This is a genomic window from Sphingomonas insulae (assembly GCF_010450875.1).
Classification (GTDB): Bacteria; Pseudomonadota; Alphaproteobacteria; order Sphingomonadales; family Sphingomonadaceae; genus Sphingomonas; species Sphingomonas insulae.
In genome coordinates this window covers 560,697-584,034 of record NZ_CP048422.1, presented here as the reverse complement: position 1 = coordinate 584,034, position 23,338 = coordinate 560,697, and the positions used below count along the sequence as shown (strand labels likewise).

The window sequence follows — 23,338 nt, the reverse complement described above, 5'->3', positions numbered from 1 at the left end:
AATTACCAGCACGGATTGGACAGTCAAACTGACACAAGCCGCGATTTTCCTGCGAATCGCGGCGTCCGAATATGGTGGCCGGTCCGACGCTTAGTCGCCGGCGCCCGGTTCGGGTGAGAAGAACTGGTCGTATTTGTTCTCGACCCCCTTCATCGCGTCCGCGTCCGGCGGCGTCTGGTCCAGCTTGCGCGTCACGTTCGGCCATTGCGCGGAGAAGGTCGTGTTGAGCTCCAGCCACTGCTCCAGCCCGCTCTCGGTGTCGGGCAGGATCGCCTCGGCCGGGCATTCGGGCTCGCACACGCCGCAGTCGATGCATTCGCTGGGGTTGATCACGAGCATGTTCTCGCCTTCGTAGAAGCAGTCGACCGGACACACCTCGACGCAGTCCATATACTTGCAGCGGATGCAGGCATCGGTGACGACGTAGGTCATGGGCTTTCCTTGCGGCCTTGGTCATGGGCTCCCTGCGGAGCCGGGGATCATGGGCTCCATCCGGAGCCGGGGGAAACAGGCTTCACGGGGAAGCCGGACGTGAACGCGAGGCTGCTATGCCCCGTTCCCCCTCACGTCAATCGATAGGGGCGGGTTGCGAGACGTTTGCAACCAGCTCCTGGTAGCAGCCCTGCGCCTCGGGCGCCGGCCCGCGCCGGGTCGGCAGCGCCTCGACCCGCAGCACGCGCACCCGGTCGCCCAGCGCAAAGGTCAGGATGTTGCCGATCCGTACCGGCGCCGCGGCGCGCTCGACCACGCGCCCGTCGATTCGCATCCGCCCGTCGCAGGCGATTTCCTGCGCCCGTTGCCGCGTCTTGGCGATCCGCACGAACCACAGGAACCGGTCCAGCCGCATGCTCGCCTCAGCCATGGCGCCATTCCGCCAGCGCGGCAAAGGCGCCCGTCGGCGGCGGCGCGGGCCGGTCGTCGCGCTTGGGCGCCCGTCGTCCGTGCCATACCCAGGCGGGCGCCACCTGTCCCGCACCCCGCACGGTACGAAAGCCGAGTTCCGCCATCAGCCGCTCGAACGTCGCCGGCTCCACCCCCATCGACGTGGCGAGCGCGGGGTCGGGCGCGAACGGCTTGCGGCCCTGTCGCGCATCGTGCGCGGCCCGGGCGATCCGTTCGACCAGGTCGACGCGCACCGCCTGCGCCGCCAGCGGGCGGAATCCGGCGGCAAGCAGTGCGCCCGGCGCCCCGCGCGGCAGCACGCTCGCTCCCTCGCGTGGCAACGCCGGCACCGCCCCCCGACCCACGGCCCGCACCGTCAGCAACGCCAGCCGCCAACGCGCAGCGGCGGGCTTCAGCAACCGCGGGTCGAACAGGTCGAGCGCGCCGATCGTCACACCGATCCTGCGCAACCGCTTGCGCTCGTCCTGGTCCAGCGCATCGAGCGGCTCGCGCAGCGCCAGCCGCGGGAACAGCCCGGCCGCCGCCTCGAGCTCGCCGGCGACCACGCGCAGCGCCGGCGTCGCCTGTGGATCGCGCGCGGCGTCGGCCAGCGCGGCCAGCGCCGGCACATGCCGCGTCATCATCGCCGCCAACCAGCGCGCCAGCCGCGCCTGCACGCTTTCGCGCTGCGCCTTGCTGAGGCAATCGAGGTCGCGTTCCAGCCTGATCTGCGGCCGCGCCAGCGACGGCCCCGGCGTCAGCTGCGCCACCGCATGCCCGGCCCACAGGATCCGTGGCCCGTCCAGCGCGAACGCCGCATCCTCCGCGCCGGCCAGTGCCTCGGCACGGCGCGTACGCTCGCCCGTCAGCCGCTTCTCCGCGGCGGCGAGCAGCAGCCGGCGATCGCCGGCCCGCGCCGCGGGGTCGACGGTGAAGCGGAACCCGTCCAGCCGCCCGATCGGGTGATCCTCGACCAGCACCTCGCCCTCCGGCCCGATCACCACCGGCAGCAGCGATGCATCGGCACCGATCTGGCGGATCAGCGCCGTGGTGCGCTTGTCGACGAAGCGCTGCGTCAGGCTGGCGTGCAACCCGTCCGACAGCCGCTCCTCGATCGCCTTGGTCCGTTCCGCGCCGGCGGCGGGGTCGGCCAGCCAGTCCGGCCGCTGCGCGATATAGGCCCAACTGCGGATCGCCGCGATCCGCCCCGCGATCGTCTCGACGTCGCCGGCGATCGTGTCGAGCCGCGACACCTCGTCGGCGAACCACTGGTTCGGCAACACGCCGCGCCCTTCGGACAGATAGCCGAACACGCGGGATACGAACCGGGCATGCGGGTCGATGCCCAATTTGCGGAAATCGGGCAGGCCGCACGCCGCCCACAGCCGTTTGACCATCGCCGGCGACCGCGCCCGGTCGCGCACCCAATGTTCGTCCGCCAGCCGTTTCAGGACCGCCAGATCGGTCGATTGCGGCGCCGCGATCAGCACCCCCGGCTCCGGCCGGCGCTCCAGGCTGGCGATCAGCGCGTCGACGCTGGTGTAATCCGGCTCGCCGTTCCTCCAGTAGAGATGCTCGATCCGCGGAAAGCGGTGCTCCTCGATCGCGAAGACCTCTTCTGGCAGGAATGCGCCCGGTCCCTCCTCGACCACGCCGCCGAACGTCCCGTCGCGCTGGTGCCGTCCGGCGCGCCCGGCGATCTGCGCCATCTCGGCGACGGTCAGCCGCCGGTTGCGCCGCCCGTCGAACTTGTTCAGCCCGGCGAAGGCGACATGCGCGACATCCATGTTCAGCCCCATGCCGATCGCATCGGTCGCGACCAGATAATCGACCTCGCCCGCCTGGAACATCGCGACCTGTGCGTTGCGGGTGCGCGGGGACAGCGCGCCCATCACCACCGCGGCGCCGCCGCGCAACCGCCGCAGCATCTCGGCGACGGCATAGACCTCCTCGGCGCTGAACGCGACGATCGCCGACCGTTTGGGCAGCCGGCTGATCTTCCTTGCCCCGGCATAGGTCAGCTTGGAAAACCGCGGCCGCCCGATGATCTCGGCCTCCGGTACCAGGTCGCGGATCATCGGGCGCAGCGCCTCCGATCCCAGGATCATCGTTTCCTCGCGCCCGCGCCGCCGCAGCAGCCGATCGGTGAAGACGTGGCCGCGCTCGGCGTCGGTACCCAGTTGCGCCTCGTCCAGCGCGACGAAGGCGGCATCCTGTTCGGGCATCGATTCGGCGGTGCACAGGAACCAGCGCGCGTTGGGCGGCATGATCTTCTCTTCGCCGGTCACCAGCGCGACCTGATCGGGCCCCTTCAGGCGGACGACGCGGTCATAGACCTCGCGGGCGAGCAGGCGCAGCGGAAAGCCCATGATCCCGCTCGAATGGGCACACATCCGCTCGACGGCGAGATGCGTCTTGCCGGTATTGGTCGGCCCGAGGACCGCGGTGACCGCCGCTTTCATGACCGCAACATCGGGACTCGCGCCGCCCGACGCAATGCGCTGGATCAACCCGTTCGTCGCGGCTGGATTGATTCACGCGAAGCCGCGAAGGGAAGAAGGGGGCACGCGTAGGCGCGGAGGCGCGGAGGGGGTTACGCTCCGGGCTGAAGGCCCGCTTGCACGACCCATGGATTTGCGTGGTGCCGGCGTGATCGGACGACACGGCTGCGCCGACCGCAACTCTCCGCGCCTCTGCGCCTCCGCGTGCACCCCCCTTCTTCGCGTGAACCCAACCCGACCCGACCGACCACCGCACCGGCAAAACGCCCTGTCGCAGCGTAACCCGCCACCGCCCGCGGTTAATTTGACTTTAGATATTGTCCCCCACAACGCTGCCACCCAGCGCCGGGGGGAAACGGCGAGCTGTATAAAAGAGGCGCCGTCCGCGTGTTCCTGCGCAACGATCAGGGTCTGGAACTGGCCGGCGGTGGCGCCGCACGCGGCCTCGGCGCGCGCCCATTCGGCCGGGCGACGGTGCCGGCCGCGGACCTTGCCCGCATCGACCGGTTGCGCGGCGCCGCCGCGGGCATCGATTGGGCCCCCGATCTCGGCGCACAGATCGGCAGCCGCGACTGGTGGCGCGGCCTTGCGACCTTCACCGCCTTGTGTGGCGCGGTCTGGGCATTGGCGCCCGGCCTGCCGCCGCTCGTCGGCGCCACGCCCGCCCCGCTTGACGGCACCGCCTGGGAAGAGGCGCGGGGGCAGGGCATCGCACCGCTCGCCTGGGGTGGCGACACCGGCCGGCGGATGGCGGCGAACGACCTCGTCGCGCCGCTTGCCGAGGCGCCGGAACGTCCCATCGTCGATCTCAGCGCGACGCTGGGCGAGGGCGACGATCTCGACCATGTGCTGATGCGCGCCGGCGTCGGCCGCGGCGATGCGCGCGCCGCCGCCGGGCTGGTGTCGCAGGCGGTGGCGCTCGGCGACATCCGGCCCGGCACCCGCATCGCGCTGACCCTGGGCCGCCGCCCGGCGAAGACGGTGGCGCGCCCGCTCGAAAAGCTCAGCCTGCGCGCCCGTTTCGACCTCGCGCTCAGCCTCGATCGTGCCGGCAGCAGCCTGGTGATGACGCGCCAGCCGATCGCGATCGATGCCACGCCGCTGCGCATCCAGGGCCTCGTCGGCTCCAGCCTCTACCGGTCCGCCCGCGCCGCCGGCGCGCCCGCCCGCGTCGTCGAATCGTATATCAAGGCGCTGGCGACGCGGCTGTCGATCGGCCGCGACATCGCCGCCGCCGACAGCTTCGACCTGATCGTCGAACAGGAACGCGCCGCGACTGGCGAAACCCGGATTGGCGACCTGCTGTTCGCCGGCATCGACCAGGGCCGCCACCGGGTGCAGCTGGTCCGCTGGGATGACGACGGCAAGCTCGCCTGGTTCGATGCCAAGGGGCAGAGCGAACGCCGCGGCTTCATGGGTATGCCCGTCGCCGGCCGCATCACCTCGTCGTTCGGCTATCGCATGCATCCGCTGCTCGGCTATCTCAAGATGCACAAGGGGCTCGATATCGCCGCGCCCTACGGCTCGCCGATCTACGCCGCGCTCGATGGCGTCGTGCAGGGCGCGGGGCGATCCGGCGGCTATGGCAATTTCGTCAAGCTGATCCACGGCGGCGGCCTCGCCAGCGGCTATGGCCACATGAGCCGCATCGCCGTCGCGCGCGGCCAGCATGTCCGCCAAGGGCAGGTGATCGGCTATGTCGGCTCGACCGGCATGTCGACCGGCCCGCATCTGCATTGGGAGGTCTGGCGCAACGGCCAGACGATCAATCCGCGCTCGATCAGCTTCGCCAGCGTCGCCGCGCTGTCCGGCGACGCGCTGCGCCGATTCAAGGCGCGGGTGGCGGGACTGCTCGCGGTCAAGGTCGGCGCCCATCCCTGATCCTTGGGATCGAAATAGGATGCGACGTCCACTATCGCACTGACGGGCAAGGTTAAAAGCGGTCGCCTGTCCTACGCGGCCGTCATCCGCTACCGCCCGTCCTCCAGCGCGCGACTCAGTCTTGAATGGTACCAAAACGGAAACGATCGGCCGCGATCATTTCCTCACGAGTGCCCACGTTGTTCACGTTGCTCATGTTGCCCGCTTAACGGCCCTGCGCCCGCCACCGCATGATCGTGCGGTGGATGATCGCATCTTCCCCGCCGACATCGCGCCACAGGGTGGAGAACAGGGGATCGCCCGACGCCGGCCGCTTGGCCTCCTCCAGTCCGTCGAAGCTCACCCGGATCGGCACCGCGACGCCTTCGCCGCAGATGATGCATTCGCGATTGCGCAGCGCGGGGATCGAATCGAGGAACCCGCGCGCGCCCTCCGGCATCGCCGCGCGGACGAACGCCTGGTCGCGTTCGTTGTTGAGGCGCATGGCGATGATCGTGCCGCATTGCGACAGCACGCCTTCCTCCAGGTCGGACGGCCGCTGCGTGATCAGGCCCAGGCTGACGCCGTATTTGCGCCCTTCCTTGGCGATGCGGCTGAGGATCCGTCCGACCGAGGCGTTGCGGCCGTCGGTGCTGGCGGTACTGGGGATGTAGCGGTGCGCCTCCTCGCAGACGAGCAGGATCGGCCGCTGCGGCTCGTTGCGCGACCAGATCGCGAAGTCGAACGTCATCCGGCTCAGCACCGCGACCACCACCGACGTGATCTCCGACGGCACGCCGGACACGTCGACGATCGAGATCGGGCGGCCATCGCCCGGCATGCGAAAGATGCGGGCGAGGAAATCCGCCATCGTGTCGGCGACCAGCATACCCGAAAACATGAAGCCATAGCGCGGGTCGGCCTTGATCTCGTCGATCTTGGTCTTGAGGCGCAGATAGGGCGCGGTGTCGCCGGCGCGATCCATCTTGCCCATCTCCAGCCCGATCAGGTTGGTCAGGTCGCTCAGCAGATAGGGGATCGGCGCATCGACGGTCAGCTTGGCGATCTCCTGCCCCAGCCGGTTCTTGGCGCGCGCCATCAGCAGGCATTTGGCGAGGATGTCGGCATCCTTCTGCCGCTCTGCACCGCTGGAGGTGACGAACACCTCGCAATGCTCCTCGAAGTTCATCAGCCAATAGGGCATCTGCAGGTTGTTGACGTCGTAGATCGCGCCGTTGCCGCGGAACGCCGCGGCATATTCGCCATGCGGATCGATCATCACCACATGGCCCTGCGGTGCCAGGTCGCAGATGCGGTGGAGGATCAGCGCGGCGCTGGTCGACTTGCCGGTGCCGGTCGATCCGACCAAGGCGAAATGCTTGCCCAGCATCGCATCGACGTACAGCGATGCGCGCACGTCGCGGGTCGGATAGACGGTGCCGATCTGGATATGTGGCTGGTCGGCGGCGGAATATATCTGCGTCAGGTCGATCGTCGCGATCGGAAACACCTCGCAGCCGGGAATCGGATAGCGGGTGACGCCGCGGCGGAAGTTGTACAGCTTGCCGGTCAGCCGCTCCTCGTCGCCTTCGCCCAGGAAATCGATGTCGGCGACGACCCAGTCGGTGTTGCCGTCCTGCAAGGCCAGGCTGCGGACGTTGGCGACCAGCCACGATCCGCCGACGCGCATCTTGATCTGTCCGCCGACCTGACCCGCGCTCGCGACGACGGGATCGGCATCCTGCGCGACGAGGTCCAGCGCGTGCCGGTCGAACAGCACGCGGCTGCTGCCGCCCGCGACGGCCAGCACGCAGCCGACCGGCGTCGGGCCGAGGTTCAATCCGGCGATCTGCCCTGCGGCAAGCGGCGTCGCGCCTGCGAACGCACCCGGCCCCGGCATGTCGGTCATCACGGCAGATCCCTGTCCATCAGACCGAAGGGTCTAGGCGGCGGCGGTTAACATACCGTCAGCACGCCGTTAAACACGTCGCGCGATCCACCCGGCAGCCAGCCCGAGGCCGACGGACAGGGCGACCGCGACCAATCCGTAGACGATCGCATCGCGATCCGCGGCGCGGGCGACGAATCGCTCGAACCCCGATTTGCGGATGTCGATGTCGCGCACCGCCGCGGCGAGCACGCGGCCGTCGCGGATCAGAAACGTCTCCGCGGTGAACCGCCCGACCGGCACGCGCGCCGGAATCGTCAGCCGCGCGCGATACAGCACGCCATCGGTGATCTCGACCGCATGCGGCACCTCGACGTACAGGCCGGCACGGCGCTTCAGGTCGACGAGGCCCTGCTGGAACCGATGCTCGACCGTGCTGATCGCGCTCGACCCGGGCGACAATTGCAGGCTGTCGAGCCCCAGTTCGTAGATCGCGCGGGTCCGCTCGTCGACGATCCGCCCGATCGGCCGCGACGATGCCAGCGCATAGAAACTGGGCGCCGAGCTGTAGCGCTGGTGCTCGGCATTGACCCAGATGCCGGCGACCTTCCGCTTCTCGCGCACCAGCACCGGCTGCGTCGGTCCTTTGACTACGACGACGATATCGGTCGGTGCCTCGCCGCGGGGCAGCCGCCCGCCGGGATACAGGATCGCGCCGAACAGCAGCAGTTCGGCACCGGTGAAGCTGTACGCGATCTCGATGTCGCGCTGCGACACGTCCGGCACCAGCACCGGCTTGGGCGCATCCCGCGGCGCCTGCGCCATGGCCAGCGGCGCGAGCAGTAGCAGCGGCAGTCGGCGCGTCACGTCAGCTCGACCGTGAAGATCTCCTCCGGCCGCCAGACGAGGCCGAGCAGGATGCGGGTTCCGACCAGCAACACCATCACCGCCAGCGCGAGGCGCAGATACTCGGGCTTCACCTTGGTCGCGAACCGCGCGCCCAGCTGCGCGCCGATCACCGATCCCACCAGCAGCAGGCCGGCGAGGACGATGTCGACCGCCTTGGTCGTGGTCGCATGGACCATCGTTGCTACCGCGGTGACGAACAGCGTCTGGAACAGCGACGTGCCGACCACCACGCTGGTCGCCATGCCGAGTAGGTAGATCATCGCCGGGACCAGGATGAAGCCGCCGCCGATGCCGAGCAGGATGGTGAGAATGCCCGTGCCGAAGCCGAGCAGCAGCGGCGCGAGCGGCGAGATGTACAGGCCCGATGCGTAAAAGCGCGTCCGCAGCGGCAGCGCGGCGACGAGCGGGTGATGGCGGCGCTTGCGCGGCTTGGCGACCCGCCGCCCGCGCGCCACGCCGATCGCGACGATCGATTCATACGCCATCATCGACCCGATCGATCCGAGCAGCACGACATAGACGACGCCGATCACGGTATCGATCTGGCCGCTCGCCTGCAGCAGGCGAAAGATCCAGGCGCCTGCGAAACTGCCGAGGATGCCGCCCACGACCAGCACGCCGCCCATCTTGGTATCGACGCCGTTGCGGTGGAAATGCGCGATCACGCCCGATACGCTGGCGCCCGTCACCTGGCTGGCCGACGATGCGGCGGCGACGGTCGGCGGGATGCCATAGATGATCAGCAGTGGCGTGGTCAGGAACCCGCCGCCGATCCCGAACATGCCGGACAGCAGGCCGACGCCGCCGCCCAGCAGCACGATGACGATCGCGTTGACCGACAGGTTGGCGATGGGAAGGTACAGGTCCACGATGTGGCGTTATAGGCCGCTGGCCGCCGCGGACCAGTGCGCTTCGCACCGGTCGTCGCGTTCAGAAGTTGGTGCCGATCGACAGGGCGGGGCCGGAACCGGGGCGCGAGGTCCCGGCGATCCGCTGGCGCCAATCCGCGGTCAGCCGGATCGCGCCGTGTCCGGCCGGCACCACCACGCCGATCGACGGACCCACGTCGACCCGCGCGGCGCTCCGCTGCGCCCCGCCCCAGATCCCGGCCCCGATATCCACGCGCAAGGCACCGATCGCGGACAGCGGATGCGATGCGCGCAACGCGCCGTCGGCGAAGCCTTCGCCGCCGCCGCGCACGATCACCCCCGCCTGGCCATAGCCCTCCAGTTGCAGCCCGCGCGCGACCATGGCCGGTCCGAAGCCGCCGACCACGCCCAGCATCGCGCCGCCGCGCCCTCCGTCCAGGGCGAAACGCTGTTCGGCGACGATGTGGATCGGCGCCCGTATGGGTTGCCAGTCGAAGCCGATCGCCGCTTCCTTGCCGCGCCCGGCCAGGGGCGCCGATACCCTCGCGGCAAGGGCGACACGGCGGCCGCTGCCAAGGGCATAGGTGATCCGCGCGCCCGCCTGCGATGCGCCGAGCTGGCTGCCCGAGACGCTCGCCGTCGACCCGCCCCGCGCGATCAGCCAGGCGCTGCCCGCCAACCGCGGGCCGGATCGGACGATCGATGGCGGCAGCACCGCCGGCGACAGCAGCGGCGATGGCGACGAACGCGGGGGGATGCTCTGCCCATCCATGACGGATGGCGCCGGAACCGCCCGGTCGGCCCGCGCCGCGGCAAGGCGTGCGTGGGGCAGTCCGGGGCCCGCCGGCATCGCGATCGTCCTTGCCGCCCGGCGTGGACTGTTGGTGATTCCCACCGGCAGCGGCGCGGCATCGGCGGCGGTACTCCCCAGCGACGCGATCACGCGCGCGACCGGCGCGATCCAGTGCGGCAACGCGACTGCTGCGCCATTGTAGATGTCGATGCCCCGCGCCGTCGCCCAGCCGCTCAGCAGGATCGCCAGGAAACGCAAGGGGCGGCCACCGGTCATGTCGGCGTGACGGCGGCTTGGTCGGGGAATACGTGCGCGGTCTTGTCCCATACCACCGCCTCGCCGCGCAGCAGTCGCAGGTAACGGTGCAGGGCGCGGGGCGCGGCGATCAGCGACACGAGGTTGCCGACGAAGAAGCGCGGCAGCGCCCAACATGCCTCGCGCCAGCCATAGGCGCTGCCGGTGCAGGCGATGCGGATCGACAGGCGCCACACGAGCAGTAGCGACGTCGTCGTCAACAGCCAGTCCGCCAGCCGGTCGTCCGCCGCCGGCATCGAGCGGACCCAGCGCAGCCCGGCGCTCATCGGCCACAGCAGCACCGCCGCATAGGCGACCGCCAGCACCAGCACCGACACCAGCGCCCGCCGATCGCGCATCCGCATCCAATGGTCGGCGATCGCGTGGCGTCGCCCCCACCCGGTCCGGTCCCACCCGGCAAGCGCGATGCCGGTCATCCAGCGCGCCTTCTGCCGGGTCGCGGCGGGCAGGCTGTCGGGGAAATAGGCGCGGACGGCGACCAGCGTGTCGTCGCGGGGATCGTGGACCCGGGCGAAACGGCTGGTGCCGCCGCGCTCGGCGACATGTAGTCCCAGCTCGTAATCCTCGGTCAGGCTGCTCGCGTCGAACGGAGCGCCACCGCGTTCGGCGGCGATGCCGCGCAGCATCGCGGTCGCGATGGCACAGCCGGTGCCGGCGAGCGGCATCGCCGCACCCAGCATGGCGCGCACCGGTTGCTGGATGCTGTGCGCATAGGCGAATTCATCGGCATAATGGCCCGACACCAACGATCCGCGGCGGATCAGCGGCAACACCGGCAGCTGTACCAGGTCGTGGTCGTCGATCAGCGCGTCGAACACCGTCAGTTCGGCCGGATGGACGACATCCTCGGCATCGTGCAGCACCACCGCGCGGGTGACACGGCCCGCGCACTCATCCCGCATCAGCGCCTGCCACAACGTATTGAGGCAATCCGCCTTGGTCGTCGGCCCGTCGCGGTCACCGACGATCACGCGGACGCGGCGGTCGGTCGCGGCGACGGCCTGCGCGGCGGCGATCGTCCCCGGATCGTTCGGATAGACGCCGACGTAGAGCAGGTAATCCGGATAATCGAACCGCCGCACCGCGGTTGCCAGCATCTCGCCGATCACGGCCTCCTCGTCCCACGCGGCGACGAAGACCGCGAACGATGCCGGCGTGGCGGTTTGGGGCAGGGTGTCGACGCTCAGCCGTGCGGCGCGTCCCGACAGGCGGTGGACGATGAAGCACAGGTCGACGATCAGATCGTCGATCCCGCCGATCAGCAGGCCGGCCGCGGCGAACAGCATGGTTTCGCGTGCCGCTGCACCCAGTATCGCTGTCAGTAGATCCACGCGCATCCATTCCGCCGATTGCGCCAAGGTCCATTGTGGACGAACATCGCGCAAGCGTTTCCGGGCAAGTCGTTACGTCGGGCCGACTTTGCCGTATCGCCGATGGTGCGCGACGCCGGACTTTCCACCGAATCGGTGCAATGCCGCGGTGCGTCGCCGCCCATCTTCCCGCTGGATTCGCGTGCGCGGGACGACTAGCCTCGATACGCTACGGGGAGAGGGTGGATGCGCGGGGCGATGCGGTGGGCAGTGCTGGCATTGGCGCTCGCCCCGGTGGCGGCGTTCGGCGACAACAGCCCGCAGGTCGTGCTCGCGCAGCCGGGCATCGGCGGCGCGGCGGGCGCGGTCGAACGCTATACGATCCGCTTCAACCAGCCGATGGTGCCGTTGGGTGATCCACGCGCGCCTGCGCCGTTCACCACCGCTTGTGCCGGCACCGGCCGCTGGGTCGACCAGCAGACCTGGGTCTTCGACTTCGCCGCGCCGCTGGCGGGCGATGCGCGGTGCAGCTTCGAAGCGGCAAAGGGGCTCAAGAGCGTCGCCGGTTACGCGCTGAACGGTCGCACCGGCTATTCGGTCGACGCCGGCGGGCCATCGGCACGGGCGGTGCTGCCCTCCGGTGACGGCGACGAGATCGAGGAGGACCAGGTCTTCCTCGTCGCCGCGACACTGGCCCCCACCCGCGCCTCGGTCGCCGCCAATGCCTATTGCGCGGTCGATGGTATCGGCGAAAAGATTCCGGTCGACGTCCTGTCCGCCGACCTGCCCGCCAGGCTGATCGGCGAGATGGGGACGCAGAACTGGTCGGTGCGCAGCTTCCTCGACCGCGCGGGCCTGCCGGAGGCGATTCCCGAAAAGCCGGCCGATCGTCAGGCGCTGTACACCGGTGTCACCGCGCTGAAATGCCGCCGCGCGCTGCCGCCGGGCCGCGACATGGCGCTGGTCTGGCCGCAGGGCATCGCTTCCGCCACCGGGCGGCTTGCCGGCAGCGACCAGCGCTTCGACTATACCGTCCGCAAGCCGTTCGCCGCGCGTTTCGAATGCAGCCGCACCAATCCGCAGGCGGGCTGCAGCCCGGTCCAGCCCGCCTACGTCCGCTTCACCGCGCCCGTGCCGATGAGCCAGGCCGCCGCGATCCGCCTGACGATGGCCGATGGCCGGCAGATCACGCCGACCTTCGATGACGACGACAAGAAGAAGGCCACGATCGCCGACGTCACCTTCAAGGCGCCGCTGCCCCACGAAACCACGGCGAAGCTGACGCTGCCCGCTGGCCTGAAGGACGAGAGCGGGCGGGCGCTGTCCAACGCCGAACGCTTCCCGCTCGACGTGCGCTTCGATGCCGCACCACCGCTGGTGAAGTTCGCCGCCGGCTTCGGCATCCTCGAAGCGGCGCAGGGCGGCGTGCTGCCGGTCACCGTCCGCAACGTCGAACCCGCATTGCAGGGCAAGAGCCTGCCGATCGGCGGGCGCACGCTGAAGGTCGGCGACAGCGACGCGGCGGTCGCCGAATGGCTGCGCACCGTCGATGCGGCGGACGAGACGAACATCGAGGACGTCAAGCGCGGCGATGAGGTCGTGCGCCGGATCAATCACACCGGCGACCGTTCGATCCTGGGCAATCAAGGCACCGGCATGACGATCGGCCTGCCCGGCAAGGGCCGCGATTTCGAGGTCGTCGGCATCCCGCTCGGCAAGCCCGGCTTCTACGTCGTCGAACTCGCCAGCCCCGCCCTGGGCCGTGCGCTGCTGGGACGCGACGCACCCCGCTACGTCGCCACCGCGGCGCTGGTCACCAACATGGCGGTGCATTTCAAATGGGGCCGCGAACGCAGCCTCGCCTGGGTGACGTCGCTCGACACCGGCAAGCCCGTCGCCAACGCGAGCGTGCAGATCAGCGACAGCTGTTCCGGCCGGCTGCTCGCGCGCGGCGCGACCGATCGCAGCGGCGGGCTGATGATCCCGGCGGGCCTGCCCGAACCCGAAACCTACGGCAGCTGCAACGACACTTCGACCGCGCACCCGCTGATGATCTCGGCGCGCAGCGGCGACGATTTCAGCTTCGCGCTGACCAGCTGGGGCGACGGCATCCGGCCCTATGACTTCGAATTGCCCTATGGCTATTCCGCGCCGTCCGAGACGTTCCACACCGTCTTCGACCGCGCGCTCGTCCGTCAGGGCGAGACGATCCACATGAAGCATATCGTCCGTCGTCCCAACGGCAACGGCTTTGCGATCCCCGCCGGCTTCACTGGCACGCTACGCCTTGCACACCGGGGTTCGGATACGCAGTTCGACCTGCCGCTGACCATCGATGCGCGTGGGCGGGGCGAGACGACATGGACGGCGCCGCAGGGCGCGCCGATGGGCGATTACGACCTGCGCATCGTACGCGGCGACGACGTGACCTTCACCGACCAGTCGTTCAAGGTTGACGAATACAAATTGCCGACGATGCGTGCGAGCGTCACCGGGCCAAAGGCGGCGGCGGTGCGGCCCAGGTCGCTGCCGCTTGACCTCTACGTCGGCTATCTGTCCGGCGGCGGCGCGGGCGGCCTGCCCGTCGACGTGCGCGTCGGCTGGTTCGCGCACGGCGCCACGCCGGCGGGCTATGACGGCTATACCTTCGGCGGCGCGCGTGTGGAGGAAGGCGTCAAGCCGATGAACGGCGACGGCGACGACCAGCAGACGCCGCTGCCGCCGACCCAGACGCTGCCGGTGACGCTCGGCGCGGGCGGTACCGCGCGGACCAGCGTCGACGTGCCGCCGCTCGACGGCCTCGCCGACATGCGGGTCGAAATGGATTATCAGGATGCCAATGGCGAGGTGCTGACCGCCAGCCGCAACGTCCCCATCTACGCCTCCGCCGTGCAGTTGGGCGTCAAGACCGACGGCTGGCTGATGAAGCAGGACGACCTGCGCCTCCGCTTCGTCGCGCTCGATACCGGTGGCAAGCCGCTGAAGAACCAGAAGGTCTCGGTCGCGCTCTACAGCCGCCAGATTCTCACCGCGCGGCGACGCCTGATCGGCGGCTTCTACGCCTATGACAACCAGATGCGCACGACGCGGCTCGATGCGTCCTGCACCGCGACCACCGACGCCCAGGGCCTCGCGCAATGCAGCGTCGATCCCGGCGTATCGGGCGAGGTCTATGTGGTCGCCACTGCGGCGGATGGCGACGGCAACGTCGCGCGCGCCGTGCGATCGGTTTGGCTGGCGGGCGATGACGCCTGGTGGTTCGGCGGCGACAACGGCGACCGGATGGACGTCGTGCCCGAACGCAACGCCTACAAGGCGGGCGAAACCGCGCGCTTCCAGGTGCGCATGCCGTTCCGGTCCGCCACCGCGCTGGTGACGGTGGAGCGCGAGGGCGTGTTGTCCAGCTTCGTCACGCAGCTCAGTGGCACCGATCCGGTGGTCGAGGTGCCGATGCCGGGCAGCTATGCGCCCGACGTCTATGTCTCGGTGATGGTCGTGCGCGGCCGGGTGGAAAGCGGCTGGACGAGCTGGCTGCGCGGCATCGGCCAGCGCCTGGGGCTGGTCAAACAGGAACCGGCGCCCGAACCCACCGCGCTGGTCGACCTGTCCAAGCCCGCCTACCGCCTCGGTATCGCCAGGGTGAAGGTCGGTTGGGAAGGCCATACCCTCGGCGTGGCGGTGCAGGCGGATCACGAACGCTTCTCGCCCCGCGGCACCGCCAACGTCGCATTGCAGGTCCGTCGGCCGGACGGCAGCGCAGCATCCGATGCCGATGCCGATGTCGCCTTCGTCGCGGTGGACGAGGCGCTGCTGCAACTTGCCCCCAACGACAGCTGGGACGTGCTCACTGCGATGATGGGCGACCGGCCGCTGTCGGTCCTCACCTCGACCGCACAGATGCAGGTCGTCGGCAAGCGCCATTACGGCCGCAAGGCGGTGGAGGCCGGCGGTGGCGGCGGTGGTGCCGCGGCGGCGCTCAACCGCGAGAATTTCCAGCCGGTGCTGCTGTGGAAGGGACGCGTCGCGCTCGATGCGCAAGGGCGCGCCCGCCTGTCGGTGCCGCTGTCCGATGCCCTGTCCTCGTTCAAGCTGGTCGCGATCGCCACCGACGGCGACGGCCTGTTCGGCACCGGCAGCACCGCGATCCGTACCGCGCAGGACCTGTCGGTCTATGCCGGCCTGCCGCCGCTGGTGCGCAGCGGCGACTGGTATGCGGCGGGCTTCACCCTGCGCAACGGCAGCGACCGGCCGATGACCGTCACTGCCAACGTCGAGGTCTTCCCGCGCATCGCGCAGGGCAAGCCGCTGACCGTCACGATTCCCGCGGGTGGCGCCGCGCCGGTGGCGTGGAACCTTACCGCACCGCAGGCCAGCGGCACGCTGCGCTGGCAGGTCACCGCCCGCAGCGCGGACGGCAAGGCGACCGATCGGCTGACGGCCACCCAGGACGTGGTCCCCGCAATACCGGTCGAGACATGGGCGGCAGCGCTGACCCGCGTCGGCGCCGCCGCCCTGCCGATCGCGCCGCCCGCCGGCGCGCTGCCGGCACGCGGGTCGGTCGACGTCCAGCTCACCGACACGCTCGCACCGCCGTTGACCGGGGTGCGGCGCTACATGGCGGACTATCCGTACAATTGCTTCGAACAGCAGCTGAGCCGCATCGTCGCGCTCGGCGACACCGTAAAATGGACCGCGCTGGCGGGTGCGATCCCGACCTATCAGGCGCCCGACGGCCTGCTGCGCTATTGGCCGAGCGAATCGCTGGAGGGGTCGGAGGCGCTGACCGCCTATGTCCTGTCGCTGACCAGCGAAGCCGGCCTGCCGCTGCCGCCCGCACCGCGCGCGCGGATGGTCGAGGGGCTGAAGGCGGTGCTCGACGGCCGGCTGCGCCACGAAAGCTACGGCGATCCCCGCCAGCAACGCCTGGTTGCCTTCGCCGCGCTGGCCCGCGCGGGTGAGGCGACCCCGGCGATGCTGGGGCAGGTCGGCTTGGCCGCGCAGGACATGCCGACCGCGCTGCTGGCCGATTACATCGCCGCGCTCGATCGGGTGGGGCTCGCCAATGCCGCCGCGCTCAAGGGGCAGGCGGAGGGCGTGCTGCGCAGCCGCCTCGTCTACGAAGGCACCCGGCTCGATCTGTCCGATGCATCGGCGGCGCCATGGTGGCTGATGTCGTCCGCCGACGAATCGTCGATCAAGGCGCTGCTGGTGACGCTCGGTCGCCCCGGCTGGCAGGGCGAGGCGGCGAAGATGATGGTCGGCGTCGCCTCACGCCAGTCGCGCGGCCATTGGGACACCACCACCGCCAACGCCTGGGGTGCGGTCGCGGTGCGCAAGTTTGCAGGGCTGTACCCGGCGCAGGCGATCGCCGGCACGACCACGCTGCAACTGGGCGCCACCAGCGTCTCGCGCGCCTGGCCCCTCGGCCCGCAGGCGCGCTTGGTCAGCCTGCCGCTGCCCGCCGCCACGACCCCGCTGCTGCTGAGCCAGAGCGGCGGCAGCGGCCCATGGGCGATGGTGTCGGTCCGCGCCGCGGTGCCGCTGAAGGCGCCGCTGTTCGCCGGCTATCGCGCCACCCGCACCGTCACGCCGGTACAGGTGCGTAACGTCGGGCAGTGGACGCGCGGCGACGTGCTGCGCGTGACGATCACCGTCGACGCCACCGCAGAGCGCAACTGGGTGGTCGTCAGCGATCCGATCCCGGCGGGCGCCACGATCGTCGGCGACATGGCCAACCAGTCGCAGATGCTGGGCGAAGGCGGGCAGGGCGAGGGCGTCCAGCCCTCCTATGTCGAGCGCGGCAACGACGGCTGGCGCGGCTTTTTCGCCTGGGTGCCGCGTGGGCGCTTCACGGTCAGCTATGCGGTCCGCCTCAACGGCGCCGGCCGCTTCAGCCTGCCGCCGACCCGGGTCGAGGCGATGTATGCGCCAAGCATCCGCGCACAGGTGCCGAACGCGCCGATGGTGATCGCGCAACGATGAGCGCGGGCGACCATCCCGTTCCCACCATCGCCATCCCCGCGAACGCCGGGACCCACGGACACGGTGGGTTGGTGGCGTTCGGATCGGCAGCGGCAGCACGTCCAAGGCTCCCGGCGTCGCCCGGAAGGACGAGGGCAATGTCATCCGACCTGCATCACCCGCCGCTCTCTCTCCCAACCATCGTCATCCCCGCGCAGGCGGCGACCCAGATACGCCAGGGTCGCTGATGGATTCTCAAGGCCAGCCAGTGTGCATCCCCGCCTGCGCAGGGATGACGCTGCGTGATTCGAAACGCGCGAACGGGACGAGCCGACGCCATCGCGAATCCCGTCGTCGCCGCCCTATCGTCATCCCGGCGAACGCCGGGACCCACGGACACGGTTGGTCGGTGGCGTTCGGATCGGCAGCGGCAGCACGTCCAAGGCTCCCGGCGTCGCCCGGAAGGACGAGAGTAACGTCCTCTGGCCTGTATCACCGGCCGCTCCTTCTCTTCCGATCACCGTCATCCCCGCGCAGGCGGGGATCCAGATACGCCACGGTCGCCGGCGGACTCACGAGGCCAGCCGGTCCAGATCCCCGCCTGCGCGGGAATGACGAACCGTATTTCTGTGGCTCCGATACCCCACCGCGCCACCCGGTATGATCGCCACTCCCGCCCGCGCCATCGCCCTTGTCGCCGGGCTCGGCATCGCCGCAGGCACGCTCGACTATGCCACCCGGCCGCCGGTGCTGCCCGATTACGCCACCGTCCGCGCCCGCTGGCAGCCGTCGGAATCGTGGCTCTACGACCGCCACGGCACGCTCATCGACAGCGCCCGCGTCGATTTCGCCGCCCGTCGCCTCGCCTGGACGCCGCTCGACCAGATCGCGCCCGCCGCCCGCGACACCATCGTCGCGGCGGAGGACCGCCGCTTCCGCTCGCATGCCGGCGTCGACTGGCTCGCCGTCGGCGGCGCTGCCCGCGACCGGATCGAACGCAACCGCCCCCGCGGCGCCTCGACGTTGTCGATGCAGGTCGCCGCCTTCCTCTCCCCGGCACTCGCCCGCCCCGGCGCCCGCGGCTGGTTCGACAAGCTGCGCCAGATCCGCGCCGGTCGCGCGCTCGAAGACCGGTGGAGCAAGGACCAGATCCTCGAAGCCTATCTCAATCTCGCCGGTTACCGGGGCGAGGCGCAGGGCATCGGCGCCGCCGCGCTCGGCCTGTTCGGCAAGACGCCCGCCAGCCTGTCGCACGACGATGCGCTGTTGCTTGCCGCCCTGCTGCCCGATCCGCGCGCCGATGCCGCGGCGATCGCACGCCGGGCGTGTGCGCTTGGGCGCGCGCGCGACTGCGCCCGCTTCCCCGCCGCCGTGGCCGCGATGCTCGGCCCGGCCCGCAGCCTCGCGCTCGATCCCGGCCTCGCCCCGCATCTGTCGGAGCGGCTGCTCACCCGGCCCGGCCTGCGAATCACCACCACGCTCGATGCCGGCCTGCAACGCCTCGCCGCCGCGGCGCTGCGTCGCCAGCTGCTCGGCCTCGGCGGCACGCGTGCCCGCGACGGTGCGGTCGTCGTGCTCGACAATGCGAGCGGCGACGTGCTCGCCTATGTCGGCGGGATCGGCGGCGCGTCCACCGCCCCCGCCGTCGACAACGCCGCCAGCTACCGCCAGGCCGGATCGACGCTGAAACCGTTCCTCTACGCGCAGGCGATCGAACGGCGCTATCTCACCCCCGCCTCGATCCTCGACGATTCGCCGGTGCAGCTCGACACCGCCTCGGGCCTCTACGTGCCGCAGAATTACGATCGCGGCTTCAAGGGTCCGGTATCGGCGCGCACGGCGCTGGCCGGGTCGCTCAACGTCCCCGCGGTGCGCACGCTGCTGCTCGTCGGGGTCGAACCGTTCCGCGACCGGCTGTGGGACCTCGGCTATCGCGGGCTGGTCGAGGACGGCGCCTATTACGGCTTCTCGCTTGCCCTCGGCTCGGCCGAGGTGACGCTGCTGGAACAGGCGGCGGCGTACCGCGCGCTGGCGGAACGGGGGCGCTGGAGCGCCCCGCGGCTGACGCTGGCCCAGCCCGCATCACCGTCACGCGCCATCGTCTCGCCGGCGGCGGCATGGATCGTCGGCGACATGATCGCGGATCCCAACGCCCGCGCCGCGACCTTCGGCCTCGATTCGGCGCTGCGCCTGCCGTTCTGGGCGGCGGTGAAGACCGGCACGTCCAAGGCGATGCGCGACAATTGGTGCATCGGCTATTCCGACCGTTTCACCGTCGCCGTATGGGTCGGCAATGCAGAGGGCGATCCGATGCGCGCGGTGTCGGGCACCAGCGGCGCCGCACCGGTCTGGCGCGACATGATGATGGCGCTCCATGCCCGCTCCGTCGGCCGCGAACCGCCGCCACCGGCCGACGTGCAGGCGAGCCGCATCGCCTTCGCCGACGGCACCGAAGAGCCGCGTCGCGAATATTTCCTGCGCGGCACCGCCCAGACGATGATCGCCGCCGCGCCGGCCGCCGCCCGCCGCCCCCGCTTCACCAATCCGGTCGCCGGCAGCGTCTATGCGCTCGACCCGGATATCCCGATCGATCGCCAGCGCCTCAGCATCGGTGTCAGCGGTGCGGCGGCGGCGCATCGCGTGCTGCTCGACCGGCGCGACCTGGGGCCGGCGGATCACGCGCCGATGATCCTGCCGGGACCGGGTGCGCATCGGTTGCGATTGGTCGACTTCGCCGGCCGCGTCGTCGATCAGGTCATGTTTACAATGCGTTGAACGGCGGCTCCGGGCGGGCCTGTCCTACAGCGCGCCGCTGTGCCAGGCCCTGCGGCAACCGATTCGCACGGTCGCTCTTTCACTCCCCGGCGGGGACCCGGCCTCTTCTCACGAATGAGACTTTCGTGACTTTCGACGCACGCGGCATCCTCCACGGCGGGCATCGCCGTTCCCGGGTCGGCACCGCGGCGTAAAAACACAACCTCGGTCGGCGTGGCGGCGAACCATTCCCACCATGGCGCGTTTGCCGTCACTGATCCCTTTTCCCCTTTCGGGATCAGTGCCGGTCCAAGCACGGCACGGCCGCGTCGATGCGTAGCATGCGACGCGGCCAACCGCGGCTTGGTACCATACCCGCTCAGCACACAGTCGCGCCGAGGCGCCTGACTGACGACGAACACTCTCGCGATCATCTGTCGATGGCGACCGGCCGCCGCGACCCGGCCGCCATACCGCCGTGTCCATTCACCCTTCCGCTGCGCCCGATAGTATCGCGCGGCCGCCTTACGGCGTGTCGCGCCCGCCGCCGCCACCGCCGCCCGGACCACCGGCGCCCGCCGCGCCGACGGTGCCGATGTTGCCGAACAGATCCTCGAAGAAGCCGCGCTTCTTGCCCAGCGTCGGCGTCGTCTTGCCGAAGGTGTCGACTTTGGCGATCTGCTCCACGCCGGTCCGCGTCACCGACTTCACCGTGCCGCTGGGATCGAAGCTGATCTTCAGCGTGATCTGCTCCTTGGGCTTGGGCTTCTGGAAATTGAGGTTGCGGCTGTCGCGTGCGACATAATACCAATCCTCCGCGCCGAACTGGCTGGCGATCGTCGGGCGGCCCAGCACCTGCGCCACCGACTGGCGGTTGTCGACGCCCGGCTGCACCGAATTCACCAGATCGGCGTCGATGATATAGCCCTGGTGCGAACGCAGCGGTGCGCAGGCCCCGCTCGCGACGGTCAGCCCGAGGCCCAGGATCAGGCCTGCACGGGCAAAGGATACGCTCATCACTATCTCCAGCGGCATCGGCGCGCATGGTCGATTGCATCGCCCGCCGATCGCCTCGATATGCGAGGATCGAATGGGCATCAAGCGCCGGCTGCGGCGGCGCGCAGGACGGGGACGCGACGTGGGCTGGTGGGGACGGTTGTTCGGCGAGACGCGCGACGAGGCGCTGCCGCTCTATAATGCGGTGGTGATGCGCGGCCGGGCGGAGCATTGGTACCTCGACGGCGCGGTCCCCGACACCGTCGACGGCCGCTTCGACATGATCGCCGCGGTGCTCTCGATGGTATTGCTGCGGCTTGAGGCGCAGGCCGGGGCGGCACCGCTGTCGGCGCACCTCACCGAACGGTTCGTCGACGACATGGACGGCCAGCTGCGTCAGATGGGCATGGGCGACATCGTCGTCGGCAAGCATATCGGCAAGATGATGAGCATGCTCGGCGGGCGACTGGGTGCCTATCGCGACGGTCTGGCGGCGGGCGACCTCGCACCGGCGCTGGTCCGCAACCTCTACCGCGGCGATGCGCCGGCGCCGGCCGCGGTCGCCCATGTCGCCGCCGCGCTGGTCGCGTTGCATACCGATCTGGACGCGGTGCCGCTCGACCGACTGACCGCAGGAGAGCTGGCATGACCCCCGAATTCAGCCGCCCGGAACGGCTCGACGCGATCGGCGCCGGCGAACGCGAGGTACGGATCGCCGCCGACGAAGGCGAACGGACGGCATTGGCCAGGCGCTTCGGCGTGCTGTCGGTGGAGCGGCTGGCGGCGGTGCTGACCATTCGCCGCGAGGCGGCTGGCATCGCGGTGCGCGGTCAGGTCACCGGCGCGGTGGTGCAGGCATGCTCGGTCACCGGCGCGCCGCTCGACGCGGCGATCGACGAACCGGTCGCATTGTTGTTCGTCGAGGCGCTGGACGAACAGGAAGAGGTCGAACTCGACTCCGGCGCGCTCGACGTTGTGGAGATCGAGGGCGGTGCGGTCGATCTGGGCGAGGCTGCCGCCGAGACGATGGCGCTGGCGCTCGACCCTTTCCCCCGCGGGCCCGAGGCGGAAGCGACGCTGCGTGCGGCGGGCGTCATCAGCGAGGACGAACACCGCCCGATCGGCGCGCTGCACGGGCTGAAGGCGCTGCTCGACAAGCGCTGACGGGATCAGCCGCCGGGATCGGTGCGTGGCGCATCGGCGGCGTCGGGATTGGCGATCCGTCGCCCCTCGCGCTGCTCGGTCAGGATCTGCCACCCGGCGATGAAGAGCGCTGCGACCACCGGCCCGACGACGATGCCGCTGAGGCCGGCGACCTCGATCCCCCCGAGCGTCGTTACCAGCACCAGCCAGTCGGGAATGCCGGTGTCGCGCCCGACCAGGATCGGCCGCAGGATATTGTCGGCAAGGCCGATCACCGCGACGCCCGACACGATCACGACGACGCCCTGCCATACCGCTCCCGTGGCGAGCAGGTACACCGCGACCGGAACCCAGACGATCGCCGGCCCGACCGCGGGCAGCAACGACACCAGCGCCATCAACAGGCCCCATAGCAGGGCGGCCGGCAGCCCGACGATCCAGAACGTGATCGCGCCCAGCGCACCCTGCACCAGCCCGACGACGACCGATCCCTTGATCGTGGCACGAACCACGGCCACGAACTTGCCCAGCAGCCGGTCCGCCACCGACCGTTCCAGCGGCAGCGCATCGCGGATTTTGGTCGCCAGCGTCTCGCCGTCGCGCAGCAGGAAATAGGTGACGTACAGGCCGACGCCGAACGCCAGCAGGAACGCGGCGGCATTGCGCCCGATCGACAGCGCCTGCGCCGCGATCGAACGGAAGCTGTTGCGGAACCCTTCGGCGATCCGGGCCTGCGCCCGGTCGAAACTGCCAAGGCCCGCCCGGTCGAGCGGCCGCTGGACCCAGTCGGGCAGGGCGTCGTGGACCTGCCGGAAATAGGTCGCGAAATCGATCTGGCCGCTTTGCACCTTGGCATAGACGCCGGCGGACTGGTCGACGACCATGCCGGCGATCGCCAGCGTCGGGATGATGACCGCCACCAGAATGATGAGCAGGGTTGCGGCGGCGGCGCGATTGCGGTGTCCCGGCCAGCGGGTCAGCAACCACTGGAACAGCGACTGGAACAGGATCGCCGCCAGCACGGCCCACAGCAACGCCCCCGCAAAGGACGAGACGACCAGCATCAGCCCCAGCGTCACGAGCACCAGAAACGCGATGAGCCCGCCCGACTCGAGCCGCCGTCTGTCGATCACCTATGTCCCCCTCGCGCAGTCCTT

The 23,338-nt window shown here is 70.2% G+C and carries 15 protein-coding genes; 5 read left to right on the top strand and 10 right to left on the bottom strand.

Annotated features, from left to right (window positions below; genetic code table 11):
- Positions 1 to 90 precede the first annotated feature (90 nt).
- The 3 genes from fdxA to GTH33_RS04270 all read right to left on the bottom strand — a co-directional run bounded on the left by fdxA (position 91) and on the right by GTH33_RS04270 (position 3,344).
- Complete coding sequence (fdxA, locus tag GTH33_RS04280) at positions 91 to 432, bottom strand: ferredoxin FdxA (RefSeq protein ID WP_163957239.1); 342 nt, start codon at positions 430 to 432, stop codon at positions 91 to 93.
- Positions 433 to 568: 136 nt separating this feature from the next.
- Positions 569 to 862 (bottom strand): RNA-binding S4 domain-containing protein, encoded by a 294-nt coding sequence (locus GTH33_RS04275; protein WP_163957238.1) that lies wholly within the window; start codon positions 860 to 862, stop codon positions 569 to 571.
- Complete coding sequence (locus GTH33_RS04270; protein ID WP_163957237.1) at positions 855 to 3,344, bottom strand: helicase-related protein; 2,490 nt, start codon at positions 3,342 to 3,344, stop codon at positions 855 to 857. The genes GTH33_RS04275 and GTH33_RS04270 overlap by 8 nt, the downstream gene beginning before the upstream one ends.
- A 426-nt stretch (positions 3,345 to 3,770) precedes the next feature.
- On the opposite strand from GTH33_RS04270, the gene GTH33_RS04265 reads away from it, so the two are divergent.
- Complete coding sequence (locus tag GTH33_RS04265; protein WP_163957236.1) at positions 3,771 to 5,264, top strand: M23 family metallopeptidase; 1,494 nt, start codon at positions 3,771 to 3,773, stop codon at positions 5,262 to 5,264.
- A gap of 205 nt (positions 5,265 to 5,469) precedes the next feature.
- Here the strand turns inward: GTH33_RS04265 and GTH33_RS04260 are convergent, their stop codons facing one another.
- From GTH33_RS04260 to GTH33_RS04240, 5 genes are all read right to left on the bottom strand, one after another.
- Positions 5,470 to 7,152, bottom strand: coding sequence for an ATP-binding protein (locus GTH33_RS04260; protein ID WP_163957235.1), 1,683 nt, complete (start codon positions 7,150 to 7,152; stop codon positions 5,470 to 5,472).
- 69 nt (positions 7,153 to 7,221) lie between these two features.
- Entirely contained in the window at positions 7,222 to 7,956 is a 735-nt protein-coding gene (locus tag GTH33_RS04255) for a TIGR02186 family protein (protein ID WP_166753190.1), read from the bottom strand.
- 38 nt (positions 7,957 to 7,994) lie between these two features.
- Entirely contained in the window at positions 7,995 to 8,909 is a 915-nt protein-coding gene (locus GTH33_RS04250; RefSeq protein WP_163957233.1) for a sulfite exporter TauE/SafE family protein, read from the bottom strand.
- Positions 8,910 to 8,970: 61 nt separating this feature from the next.
- Positions 8,971 to 9,978 (bottom strand): hypothetical protein, encoded by a 1,008-nt coding sequence (locus GTH33_RS04245; protein WP_163957232.1) that lies wholly within the window; start codon positions 9,976 to 9,978, stop codon positions 8,971 to 8,973.
- On the bottom strand, positions 9,975 to 11,354 hold the full coding sequence (locus tag GTH33_RS04240; RefSeq protein WP_163957231.1) for a glycosyl transferase family protein: 1,380 nt from the start codon (positions 11,352 to 11,354) through the stop codon (positions 9,975 to 9,977). The genes GTH33_RS04245 and GTH33_RS04240 overlap by 4 nt, the downstream gene beginning before the upstream one ends.
- A gap of 231 nt (positions 11,355 to 11,585) precedes the next feature.
- On the opposite strand from GTH33_RS04240, the gene GTH33_RS04235 reads away from it, so the two are divergent.
- Both GTH33_RS04235 and pbpC read left to right on the top strand, forming a co-directional pair.
- On the top strand, positions 11,586 to 17,309 hold the full coding sequence (locus GTH33_RS04235; RefSeq protein ID WP_243848350.1) for an alpha-2-macroglobulin family protein: 5,724 nt from the start codon (positions 11,586 to 11,588) through the stop codon (positions 17,307 to 17,309).
- Between the two features lie 639 nt (positions 17,310 to 17,948).
- On the top strand, positions 17,949 to 20,063 hold the full coding sequence (gene pbpC, locus GTH33_RS04230; RefSeq protein WP_163957229.1) for a penicillin-binding protein 1C: 2,115 nt from the start codon (positions 17,949 to 17,951) through the stop codon (positions 20,061 to 20,063).
- A gap of 504 nt (positions 20,064 to 20,567) precedes the next feature.
- Here the strand turns inward: pbpC and GTH33_RS04225 are convergent.
- Complete coding sequence (locus GTH33_RS04225; RefSeq protein ID WP_163957228.1) at positions 20,568 to 21,077, bottom strand: outer membrane protein assembly factor BamE; 510 nt, start codon at positions 21,075 to 21,077, stop codon at positions 20,568 to 20,570.
- 55 nt (positions 21,078 to 21,132) lie between these two features.
- On the opposite strand from GTH33_RS04225, the gene GTH33_RS04220 reads away from it, so the two are divergent.
- Both GTH33_RS04220 and GTH33_RS04215 read left to right on the top strand, forming a co-directional pair.
- Positions 21,133 to 21,687 carry a ubiquinol-cytochrome C chaperone family protein gene (locus GTH33_RS04220; protein WP_208404105.1) on the top strand — a complete coding sequence of 185 codons (555 nt, stop codon included), beginning with the start codon at positions 21,133 to 21,135 and terminating at the stop codon, positions 21,685 to 21,687.
- On the top strand, positions 21,684 to 22,202 hold the full coding sequence (locus GTH33_RS04215; RefSeq protein WP_163957227.1) for a DUF177 domain-containing protein: 519 nt from the start codon (positions 21,684 to 21,686) through the stop codon (positions 22,200 to 22,202). The genes GTH33_RS04220 and GTH33_RS04215 overlap by 4 nt, the downstream gene beginning before the upstream one ends.
- 5 nt (positions 22,203 to 22,207) lie before the next feature.
- Here the strand turns inward: GTH33_RS04215 and GTH33_RS04210 are convergent, their stop codons facing one another.
- Entirely contained in the window at positions 22,208 to 23,314 is a 1,107-nt protein-coding gene (locus tag GTH33_RS04210) for an AI-2E family transporter (RefSeq protein ID WP_163957226.1), read from the bottom strand.
- Positions 23,315 to 23,338: the final 24 nt, after the last annotated feature.